Origin of the sequence: Sandarakinorhabdus sp. (assembly GCF_031430775.1) — a bacterium.
Taxonomy (GTDB): domain Bacteria; phylum Pseudomonadota; class Alphaproteobacteria; order Sphingomonadales; family Sphingomonadaceae; genus Sandarakinorhabdus.
Genome location: NZ_JANPCD010000037.1, coordinates 1 through 10,332 on the forward strand (window position 1 = coordinate 1; position 10,332 = coordinate 10,332).

10 protein-coding genes are annotated in these 10,332 nt (G+C 67.1%); 2 read left to right on the forward strand and 8 right to left on the reverse strand.

The features are described from left to right. From RMQ73_RS02155 to hflK, 4 genes are all read right to left on the reverse strand, one after another. Nucleotides 1-362 (reverse strand): helicase HerA-like domain-containing protein (locus tag RMQ73_RS02155; protein WP_310496337.1); only part of this gene is annotated, 362 nt, incomplete at its 3' end. A 91-nt stretch (nucleotides 363-453) separates the two neighbouring features. Then, the gene (locus RMQ73_RS02160) at nucleotides 454-2,022 is read right to left on the reverse strand and encodes a Do family serine endopeptidase (protein WP_310496339.1); all 1,569 of its coding nucleotides are present in this window, start codon (nucleotides 2,020-2,022) and stop codon (nucleotides 454-456) included. A 122-nt stretch (nucleotides 2,023-2,144) separates the two neighbouring features. Next, complete coding sequence (locus tag RMQ73_RS02165) at nucleotides 2,145-2,990, reverse strand: protease modulator HflC (RefSeq protein WP_310496340.1); 846 nt, start codon at nucleotides 2,988-2,990, stop codon at nucleotides 2,145-2,147. 9 nt (nucleotides 2,991-2,999) lie between these two features. Next, nucleotides 3,000-4,118, reverse strand: a complete 1,119-nt coding sequence (gene hflK / locus RMQ73_RS02170) for an FtsH protease activity modulator HflK (protein ID WP_310496341.1) — start codon at nucleotides 4,116-4,118, stop codon at nucleotides 3,000-3,002. Between the two features lie 132 nt (nucleotides 4,119-4,250). Here hflK and RMQ73_RS02175 point away from each other — a divergent pair, with 132 nt between their 5' ends. Next, a complete protein-coding gene (locus RMQ73_RS02175) occupies nucleotides 4,251-5,276 on the forward strand; it encodes an Mrp/NBP35 family ATP-binding protein (protein WP_310496343.1) in 1,026 nt (341 codons plus the stop codon). Here the strand turns inward: RMQ73_RS02175 and RMQ73_RS02180 are convergent. From RMQ73_RS02180 to ubiA, 3 genes are all read right to left on the reverse strand, one after another. Next, complete coding sequence (locus RMQ73_RS02180) at nucleotides 5,273-6,088, reverse strand: 3'(2'),5'-bisphosphate nucleotidase CysQ (RefSeq protein ID WP_310496344.1); 816 nt, start codon at nucleotides 6,086-6,088, stop codon at nucleotides 5,273-5,275. The two genes, RMQ73_RS02175 and RMQ73_RS02180, sit on opposite strands and share 4 nt — an antisense overlap. A gap of 21 nt (nucleotides 6,089-6,109) precedes the next feature. Then, nucleotides 6,110-7,456 (reverse strand): TldD/PmbA family protein, encoded by a 1,347-nt coding sequence (locus tag RMQ73_RS02185; protein ID WP_310496345.1) that lies wholly within the window; start codon nucleotides 7,454-7,456, stop codon nucleotides 6,110-6,112. Nucleotides 7,457-7,649: 193 nt separating this feature from the next. Then, nucleotides 7,650-8,534 carry a 4-hydroxybenzoate octaprenyltransferase gene (gene ubiA, locus RMQ73_RS02190; RefSeq protein WP_310496349.1) on the reverse strand — a complete coding sequence of 295 codons (885 nt, stop codon included), beginning with the start codon at nucleotides 8,532-8,534 and terminating at the stop codon, nucleotides 7,650-7,652. An 81-nt stretch (nucleotides 8,535-8,615) separates the two neighbouring features. On the opposite strand from ubiA, the gene RMQ73_RS02195 reads away from it, so the two are divergent. Beyond that, entirely contained in the window at nucleotides 8,616-9,356 is a 741-nt protein-coding gene (locus RMQ73_RS02195) for a 16S rRNA (uracil(1498)-N(3))-methyltransferase (RefSeq protein WP_310496346.1), read from the forward strand. Between the two features lie 3 nt (nucleotides 9,357-9,359). On the opposite strand, the gene RMQ73_RS02200 is transcribed toward RMQ73_RS02195, so the two are convergent. Then, a partial coding sequence (locus tag RMQ73_RS02200; RefSeq protein ID WP_310496348.1) for a penicillin acylase family protein occupies nucleotides 9,360-10,332 on the reverse strand: 973 nt, incomplete at its 5' end.

Here is a 10,332-nt window from a genome sequence, read left to right on the forward strand (position 1 = left end):
CCCATTTCGGTGACCGTGGTGCGGATCGGGTGGCCCTGCTCGCCGTACAGGTCCCACAGCACGACGGGGCAGGCTTCATAGTCATAATCGGTCATGCCGATTTCGGCGGCGCGCTTGCCGGTCCAGGCGGCGGCGTCGCTGCCCTTCATCGCCATGCCGGCAATGTCGCCCTTCACGTCTGACAAGAACACCGGCACGCCCTCGCGGCAGAACCCTTCGGCAATGCCTTGCAATGTGACGGTCTTGCCGGTGCCGGTGGCGCCGGCGATCAGGCCATGGCGATTGGCGCGTTTCAGCACCAATGCCTGTGGGCTGTCCTGGCCGCCATCCTTCGCCATGCCGATGAAAATGCTGTCGGCCATGTGCCTGTCCCTTCGCTGCAACCGGCAAAGAGATAGCGGCTCAGGGCCGGCCATACAACGCCCCTGCCTCAAGGCAGGGGCGCCGCAGACTTTACTTGGCCGGGATCAGCTTGACGCCGGTGTAGCGGGCCGGCGTGACGCCGCGCTGGACCAGCATCAGCACCGTATCCTTGCCGGCCTTGCGTTCGGCCGCGACGGCATCGGCCGCTTCGGCCGGGGTCGTCACCGGTTTCTGGCCGATTTTCAGGATGACGTCGCCGCGTTGCAGCCCCTTGGTGGCGGCATCGCTCGATGGGCTGATGCCGGCGATGACCACCCCTGTCACGGTATCGGGCAGGCGCAACTGCTGGCGCAACACCGGGGTGAGCGGTTGCAGCGTGATGCCTAGCGAGGCCTTGGCGGCTTCGCTGGCCGGGCTTTTGGCGCCGCTGCTGTCGTCGTCGGCGGCATCCGGCGCCAGGCCGGCGCGGGCCTGCACGATGTTTTCCGACGGCCGCTGCACGATGGTGGCGCGGATGCTGCGGCGCTGGCCTTCACGGATCAGATCGATGGGGATGGTCGAACCGATGGGCGTGTTGGCGACCACGAACGACAAGGTGTTGTCGAACGTCACGTCCTGGTTGTTGATGCGCACGATGACGTCACCCTGCTTGATGCCGGCGCGCGATGCCGGGCCATTGGCCTCGACGGACGCAACGATTTCGCCGCGATCCTTTGGCAGGCCAAGTCCGGCCGCGATGTCGCTCGACAACGGTTGGATGGCGACGCCCAGATAGCCGCGCTTGACGGTGCCGGTGGCCTTGAGCTGCTCTACGATCGGGCGGGCCAGTTCGGCCGGAATCGAGAAACCAAGGCCGACATTGCCGCCGGTGGGCGAGAAGATCGCCGTGTTGATGCCGATGACATTGCCATCAAGATCGAACAGTGGCCCGCCAGAATTGCCTTGGTTGATCGAGGCATCGGTCTGGATATAGCGGTCATACTGGCCCGAGCCGATGTTGCGGTGCAACGCCGACACGATGCCGGCGGTGACGGTGCCGCCAAGGCCGAAGGGGTTGCCGATGGCAATCGCCCAGTCGCCGACGCGCACGCCTGCAGAATTGCCGAACTTCACATAGGGCAAATCCGCTGCGTCGATCTTGAGCACGGCCATGTCAGTTAGCGCGTCACGCCCGATGATGCGCGCCTTGAATTCGCGGCGGTCGGACAAAGTGACGGTGATCGATTCAACGGGTGTGTCGCGGCCTTCGCCGGCGGAAATCACATGGTTGTTGGTGACGATATAGCCCGATGGGTCGATGATGAAGCCCGAGCCGAGCGAGGTTGCCTCGCGCGTCACCGGCTCGCCGGCATCACCCTGCTGTTCCTGGAAGCGGCGGAACAGTTCCTCGAGCGGGCTGCCGGGCTGGCCGCCGCGCATCTTGCCGATTTCCACCTTTTGGGTGGTGGACACATTGACGACTGCTGGCGACAGCCGCGAGGTCAGATCCGCAAAGCTGCGCGGTGCGCCGCCGGGCGGGGACACCGGCACGGCCGGCGGCTGGGCGTTCTGGGCCGGCGGCAACACAGCAGGCGCCTGGGCAAAGGCGGCGGGGGCAAAGGCGGCGGCGGCAACGGTGGTCAGCAGCGCGGCGGAAATCAGATGGCGGGCAATGCGCACAGGAATGACACCCTTTCGACGATCAACATGATCTTGGTTGGCCTTGCGGCCCGGCGGGTGCCGGAACCGGGTTGACCCGAGGCTTTTGGACAAGACGTTCCTAACGCGCGATGAACAGCCGGTCAGCGATTCCGCCGCCCTTCGAATTCGCGCAGGAATTCGTTGTTGGGGCCAAGCACGACCGAGGCATTTCCGTCCTTGAACGTGGTGCTATAGGCCTGCATCGCCCGGTAAAAAGCATAGAATTCCGGGTCCTTGCCAAAGCTGTCGGCATAGGTCTTGGCCGCTTCGGCAACCGCGGTGGACTGCACCAACTGGGCCTGTTTCTGGCCCTGGGCGCGGATTGTCGCAGCTTCCTGTTCGCGCGCGGAGCGCATGCGGGCATAAACGGCGTCGAGCGGCGGGCCTGACGGCAGATCGGCGCGCTTGATGCGCACATCGATGATCTCGGCGCCATATTGCTGGGCCTGGCGATTAACCGTGCGCTGGATTTCATCCATGAGCTGGCCGCGTTCCGGGCTGAGCAGGGCTGCAAACGGCTGCTTGCCAAGCTCGTTGCGCAGCTTGGATGCAAGAATGCGCTTGAGGGCATCAGCGGCGTTCTGTTCGGTTCCGACGGTCTGCACCATGCGCAGCGGGTTGACGATGCGGAACCGGGCAAAGGCGTCGACAACCAGGCGAAGCTGGTCGGTGGACAGAACCGTCTGCGCGTCCATGTCGAGGTCGAGCACGCGCTTGTCCACGAACCGCACATCCTCGATGAACGGCACTTTCATGGTCAGGCCGGCGCCGGATTCGCCGAAAGCCGCCTTGCGGTCATATTCGTTGACGATGCGTTCGGGCTTGCCGAGCCGCAGCACCACGGCCTGTTTGGTTTCGGGCACGATATAGAAGGTGCTCATGCCGACAACGATGAAGGCAAAGGCCACGCCGGCCCAGAGCAGCGGGTTGCGCAGGATCATGTTCATGTGCGTTCCTTACCGCGTGCTGGCTTCGGGCGCTGCCGCGCTGCGCTTGCGCAGTTCGGGAAGCGGCAGATAGGTCTGGACGTTGCCGGTATCGACGACCGTCTTGTCGACCTTGGACAGCACGGATTCCATGGTTTCAAGGTACATGCGCTTGCGCGTCACTTCGGGCGCGAGCCGGTACTGGGTGTAGACGGCATCGAATGCTGCCGCTGCCCCCTGTGCCTGTGCCAGCAGGCGCTGCGAATAGGTGCGCGCCTGGTTCATGTACTGCTGGGCGTCCTGTTGCGCGGCCGACACGTCCTTGAAGGCATCATCGACGGCTGCGGGCGGATCGGCCTGCCGGATATCGACGCCGCGCACCTCGATGCCGCCGCGATAACTGTCGAGCAGTTCCTGCATGCGTTCGCGCACCTGTTCGGCGATCTGCGCGCGCTGCGGCCCGATGGCATCGTTCAGGGAAGCCTTGGAAATTTCCGCGCGCATCGCGCTTTCGGCAACTTCGCGCACGGTCTGTTCGGGGTCGACCAGTTCGAACAGATACAGTTCGGGGTTCTTGATCTTCCAGCGCACCGCATAGGCGAGGTTGATGATGTTCTGGTCGCCCGTGAGCATCAGGTTTTCGGTCGCGCCGTCGCTGGCGCCGATATCGATGGACCGGATTTCCTCGACCTTGCGTAGCGTGATGGCGTCGATCGGCCACGGCAGCTTGAAGTGCATGCCAGGCCCGGAACTGTCGACATAGCGGCCAAAACGTTGGACCACAGCACGTTCCTGGGCGTCGACGCGGTAAAAACTGGTCAGCACGATCCATGTCGCGATGACCGCAGCGCCGATCCAAGGCAGGGCCTTGCCGTTGCCGAGATCGAAATTGCTGCCGCCAAGCCCGCCGCCGCCATTGCCGCCGCCGCCGAACTGGCTGCGCAGTTTTTCCTGGCCGCGCCGGATGATGTCGTCGAATTCGCGATTGCCGGACGGACGCGGTCCGGGAGGACGCTTGGGACCATCACCCCACGGGTTCTTCGGGCCGCCGCCGGAGCCGCCCCCGGTGCCACCCCCGGTGCCACCATTGCCGCCGCTTTCGCTGCCGCCGCCCCAAGGGCCATCGTCATTGTTATTTTGCCAGGGCATTCGCCAATCCGAACCTTATCACAACAAGCTGGAGCCTATATACGAGCGCCAAACCGGGATTGCGAGGGCGCAAGAATGTCGCTGCCCCGCGCAGCCGGATTTTTGGCAGATTATTGAAGGAATACAGCAGGCATGAGCATCCGAGATCTTGTCGCCGAGGCGCTTGCCGGTATCGCCGACCCCATCAGCGGCACGCTCATGGACAGCGGCCGCGCTGCCGGCATCGTTGCCAAGGACGATGGTACCATCGGGCTGGTGCTGTCGGTTGACGGCCTGGACAAGGGCGCCGCCGAACGGTTGCAGGCGCAGGTGGAGGCGCAGGTGCGCCGTGTTCCCGGCGTCAAGGCGGTGCGGCTGATCCTGACAGCTGACCGCGCCGCTGCGCCGGCCGGAGCCGCCAGGCCGGTGGAAACGACCGTCCCCGGCATCCGGAAACTGATTGCCGTGGCCAGCGGCAAGGGCGGGGTCGGCAAATCCACCGTCGCGGCCAATCTGGCCTTTGCGCTGGCCCGGGCCGGCCAGGCGGTGGGGCTGCTCGATGCCGATATCTATGGGCCTTCGGTGCCGACGCTGCTGGGCATCACAGGCCGCGCCCGTATCGAGAATGGCAAGCTGCAACCCGAAATGCGGTTCGGTGTGAAGGCCTTGTCGATGGGCATGATGACCGATCCCGGCAAGGCCATCGTCTGGCGCGGACCGATGGCCAGTTCGGCACTGGTGCAGATGGTCGAGAACGCCGATTGGGGTGCGCTTGATGCGCTGGTCATCGATCTGCCGCCCGGCACCGGCGACATTCAGTTGACCATGGCGCAGAAATTAAAGCCAGATGGCGCTGTCATCGTTTCGACGCCGCAGGACCTGGCGCTGATCGATGCGCGCCGCGCCATCGCCATGTTCGGCGAAGTGAATGTGCGCGTGCTGGGCGTGATCGAAAACATGGCTGGCTATGCCTGCCCGGCCTGCGGCCATGTGTCCGACCCCTTTGGTCATGGCGGGGCAGAGGCGGAGGCCGGGAAACTGGGTGTGCCGTTCCTTGGCCGGGTGCCGCTGGCGATGGCGGTGCGGCAGGCTGCCGACGCCGGGCAGCCGCTGGACGGCGACAGCGCCGCGTTGTTCGACCAGATTGCGCGCAGCGTGATGGTGACAGTGGGGCTTTAACGGCCATCCTTGGCGTGGCGGCGTGCGCTGAGCGTTTTCATGGCGTGATCCAGCCGGGCCAGCGCCTCGGCATGAAGCGCCGGCGTGGCGACAGCCAGACCGTGCACAAGTGGCTGCGGCTGGTTGAAGCGCAGCGCGGCGCCGTGGCGGTCGGTCACGATGCCGCCGGCCTCGGTGACGATAAGACTGGCGGCGGCCACGTCCCATTCGGCGACCGTGCGTCCTTCCATCCAGACATCGGCTTCGTTGGCGGCGAGTTTTGCCATGCGCAGTGCCAGGCTGTTGGGCTTTTCCACCGCCACGCCCGGCCAGGGTTCGGGCCAGAAACTTGCGGCCATATTGGCGACGTCGATGGGCAGGCGCACGCCCGGCAGCGTCGCCAGCCCTGACACCGCCAGCGCACAGCCATTGCCAGTTGCGCCGCCGCCCAGCGAGCCGCCAAAGATCATGTCCCGCGCCGGTGCGGCCAATGCCGCCACGGTCACGGCCCCGTCCTCCACCAGCGCCACCGACACGGCCCAGCCGGTTCGGCCCCGGATGAAATCGCGTGTGCCATCGATGGGATCGACCACCCAAACCCGGCGGCGCGCCAGCCGGTCCGGCGAATCGGCGGTTTCTTCGGACAGCCAGCCATCACCCGGCCGAGCCATCGCCAGCGCGTTTTTCAAAAAGGCATCGACCGCCAGATCGCCGGCGCTGACCGGCGTGCCGCAGTCCTTGTCCCACCAGTCCGATGCCCCGTGGAAATGACCCATGGCAATGGCGCCGGCTTCGGTGGCCAGCTTCACCGCAAGGGCGAGATCGTCTGCCAAGGCCCTGGAGTCCGGCAAGCGTCAGCTACCGGCGATGGTCATGGCATCGATGCGCAGGGTGGGCACATTGGTGGCATGGCGGAAGCGCAGGTCATTGGCCGGCGTCATCCGTGCAAACATGTCCTTGAGATTGCCGGCGATGGTGATTTCAGCGACCGCGCCGGTGATCTCGCCATTTTCGATGCGGAAACCACTGGCGCCCCGGCTGTAGTCGCCGGTCAGGCCGTTGACGCCCATGCCGATCAGCTCGGTGACATACAGCCCGTCCTTGATGTCGGCCATCAGCGCCGCCGGGGTGTCGGTGCCCGGCTCCATGTGCAGGTTGGACGCCGATGCGCCCGGCGGCCCCGACGTGCCGCGCGCGGCATGGCCGGTGGGCGCCAGCCCCAGTTGCCGCGCGTTGGCGCTGTCGAGCAGCCATGTCGTGAGGACGCCCTTGTCGATGATGGCGGTGCGCGCCGTCGGCAGCCCCTCGCCGTCGAACGCGCGTGAGCGCAGGCCCCGCAGGCGCAGCGGATCATCGATCATGGTGACGCCGCTGTCGAAGATCGCCTTGCCCAGCGCGTCCATCAGGAATGATGTGCCGCGCGTGATGGCGCTGCCGGTGATGGCGCCCATCAGGTGGCCGATGAGACTGCCGCTGACGCGCGGGTCGAACACGACCGGCATGGTGCCGGTGGCGAGCTTGATCGGCGACAGCCGGGCAATCGCACGCTGGCCGGCGCGGACGCCGATCTCGGCAGGATCTTCGAGGTCGGCCAGATACCGCGTGCTGTGATAGGCATAGTCGCGCTGCATGTCGCTGCCATTTCCGGCGACCACCGATGCCGATGTGCCATGGCTGGAGCCGATCTTGCCGCCGCGAAAGCCGGTCGATGTCGCCAGCGCCATGACGACCAGTCCAGCCGCCGCGCCGCCGCCTTCGGAATTGGTCACGCCGGGCACGGCCCGGGCGGCATCCTCGGCGGCCAGCGCGCGGTCCTTGAGGCTCTGTGCCAAGGGCTCGGCAGGGTCGTGGACATCAAGTTCGGGTATTGCGCCGCGCATCAGTCGGTCTTCGGGGGCGAGGCCCGCCCATTTGTCTTCGGGCGCCAGCCGCGCCATGTCGACGGCACGGGTCGCCGCCTCGATCAGGGCTGCGGGCGATAGGTCGGATGACGAGACGCTGGCCGAACGCTGGCCGACGAACACGCGGATGCCGACTTCCTCGCCCTCGGAGCGGCCAATGTCCTCCAGCGCGCCGAGGCGGACCGATACGGATGTGGAGCCATCGCCCATATACAGGGCATCGGCGGCGTCGGCGCCGGCGGCGCGTGCAGCAGCAAGGGCGGCATCGAGGCGCTCAAGCGCCATGGGAGGGGTCAGCATGACGCAGACTTAAGTCGTGGCGCCGCAAATGGCCAGCACCCGACGCATTTGTCGCATCCGTCCAATGACGCGCCGGCGCGATCTGGCATTGCCGCCGTGCAGATGCAGCATCGATCCGGGGCAGACTGGTGACGATGCCGCAACAGGCGCCGCGCGGGTCCGTCGCCAATCCGGCACGGGCCCGCAGCCATGTTCACGCCAGCCCGACCACCGCGCAGGCCGCAAACATCAAAAGCCCGGCGCTGCGATTGGTGCGAAACAGCATCAGGGCATTGGCCGGGCCGGCGTCGGACAGGCGCCAGACCTGCCAGCCCAGATGCGCCGCCAGCGGCAGCAGCGCCGCCAGCACCAATGGGTCGGGCCGCACCAGCCACAGCGCCGCGCCCCACAACAGCAGTGCCAGCGCATAAAACCCCGCAACGCCGCGCCGCGCCGCCGGACCCAGCGCCCGTGCCGAGGATTTGATGCCGGCTATGGCGTCGTCCTCGATGTCCTGCAGCGCGTAGATGGTGTCATAGCCCAGGGTCCAGGCAACACCGCCGGCATAGAGCAGCGCCATCGGGGCATCGGGCGCACTTATGGCGGCATACCCGACCAGCGCCCCCCAGTTGAAGGTGAGGCCGAGCCAGGCCTGCGGCCACCAGGTGATGCGCTTCATGAACGGATAGGCCGCCACCAGCGCGATGCTGCCCAGCGCTACCATCTGCGCAAGCGGGCGCAATTGCAGCAGCACGGCGAGGCCGATCAGCGACAGGGCGACGGCAAACACCAGCGCCGCGCGCACGCTGATGACGCCGCTTGCCACCGGCCGACTGCGCGTGCGGGCGACCTGCGCATCCAGATCGCGGTCGACAATGTCGTTCCACACACAGCCCGCCGCCCGCATCGCAAGGCTGCCGGCGGCAAACCACAGCAGCAACAGTCCGTCGGCGACCAGCCCGCCGGCCAGCGCCAGCCCCCATCCGCACGGCCAGAACAGCAGCCAGCTGCCAGCTGGCCGGTCGAGCCGCGCCAGCCGGGCATAAGCCAGCGGGCGCGGCGGCAGCCGGTCGGTCCAGCCCGGCAGCGAGTCGGGCAGCGACTCGGGTAGCGACTCGGGGGGCAGCGAGTTGGGGGTTGCCGGTTGCGGCGGCGGGGATGCTGGGTTAGCCACGGCGCCATGAGCGAAACCGGCCCCGATTTGTCAACCACGCCGCGACTGTATGTCGATCTGCCGATGGCGCAGGGCGCGGTGCTGACGCTGCCGGCACCGCAGTCGCATTATCTGGCGCAGGTGATGCGCCGGCAGCTTGGCGATGTCGTGCGCATGTTCAACGGCCGCGACGGCGAATGGGCGGCGCGCGTGACAGCGCTGGCCAAGAAAGCCATCAGCGTCAGCCTTGAGATGCAGAGCCAGCCGCAAGAGACCACCGCCGATCTGTGGCTGTGCGCGGCGCCGCTGAAGCGTGGGCGCATCGATTGGGTGGCGGAAAAGGCCTGCGAGCTAGGCGTGGCAAGGCTGGTGCCGGTGGTGACGCGCCGCACGATCGTGGACCGGTTGAACCATGACCGACTGTTTGCCCATATGGTCGAGGCCGCCGAACAATGCGGCCGCACGGCCCTGCCGGAACTGGCCGAGCCGGTGGCGTTGGCGGCGCTGCTCCGGGACTGGCCGCCGGGCCGCACGCTGATCTTTGCCGACGAAACCGGCGGCGCACCCATGGCACACGCAATGGCCAACGCGTCTGCTCCGGCTGCGATCCTGATTGGCCCGGAAGGCGGCTTCACACCCGAGGAGCGCGCCGCCATCCGCGCGGTGCCCGGCGCCATGGCCATCAGCATGGGACCGCGCATCCTGCGCGCCGATACGGCAGCGGCGGTGGCGGTCGGCGTCTGGCAGGCGCTGGTCGGCGAGCCCTGAACGCTACTGCGGCACGGCGTTGATCACGCGCTCCGCCGCAGCATCGACCGCCTCGCGGCTCCAGCGAAACGGCACATAGTCACCGCCGGCCCATAGCGGAAACAGGTCGCGGTAATGCGGGTCGCCGGCATTGCCCGATTGGCCCGGCGTGTTGATGACCATGGCATTGTCCCAGGCGCCGACATCCATCACCAGCCGCACCGAAGCGCCGGCGGTGACGCGGAAATTGTCGTCATAGCTGGCCGCCATCGGCGTGGAGCCTGAGCCGCCGATGCCGAGCGGGCCGGCGCTGCGTCCCTCGCCCCGGTCGGGCAGGGCCAGCGCCGGCACGAAATAGGCCCGGTGCGCGCCGCCCCAGCGCCAAAGCGCCGGATCGCCTTTGCTGCTGACCAGTGCGGCATAGGCGGTGCCCAGTGAGCCGAGCAGTATCTCGGCGCGTTTTGCCGCCGCGTCGGGGCCGAGCAGGGCGCCGTCTTCCAGAACCGGGACGATGTTGCTGGCCGATGCCTTGCCGAAACCGGCCCGCGCCGATTGGGGCACCAGTGCCGCAACCGCCGCCGGCCCCAGCGCGGTGCTGGCCCAATATTCGTACAGCAGCGCCTGTGCCGAGCCGGCGCCTTCGTTGCCGTCCCAGCCCTTGAGCATGGCCAGTGCCGCGCGTTCGTCGTCATTGCGTCCTGCCAGGCCGGCCAGCAGCGCCATCATGCGCCGCGCATTGTCGCTGACGGTGTCGGTTTGCAGCGCCATGGCATCGACAAGGCTGAACTGCGGCTTTGCTGCGATCACCTCGTTGATGCGGTTGATGCGCGACCGGTCGGCCCATTCGAGGCCGAGCAGATGCGGGTAGCCCGCCGGCAGGTTCATCTCGTTGGCCGTGGCCAGCCAGCCTTTGGCGGGGTTGTACGACACGGGAAGCCTTGCCGGATCCAGCATCCCGGTCCAGCGCCAGGCCCTGCCGGCTGGCACCGGCAACAGG

Bases quoted from the DNA above. Each gene is read 5' to 3' on its own strand.
- RMQ73_RS02165 (WP_310496340.1), bottom strand. From the start codon at position 2,990: ATGAACATGATCCTGCGCAACCCGCTGCTCTGGGCCGGCGTGGCCTTT.
- hflK (WP_310496341.1), bottom strand. From the start codon at position 4,118: ATGCCCTGGCAAAATAACAATGACGATGGCCCTTGGGGCGGCGGCAGC.
- RMQ73_RS02175 (WP_310496343.1), top strand. From the start codon at position 4,251: ATGAGCATCCGAGATCTTGTCGCCGAGGCGCTTGCCGGTATCGCCGAC.
- RMQ73_RS02185 (WP_310496345.1), bottom strand. From the start codon at position 7,456: ATGCTGACCCCTCCCATGGCGCTTGAGCGCCTCGATGCCGCCCTTGCT.
- RMQ73_RS02195 (WP_310496346.1), top strand. From the start codon at position 8,616: ATGAGCGAAACCGGCCCCGATTTGTCAACCACGCCGCGACTGTATGTC.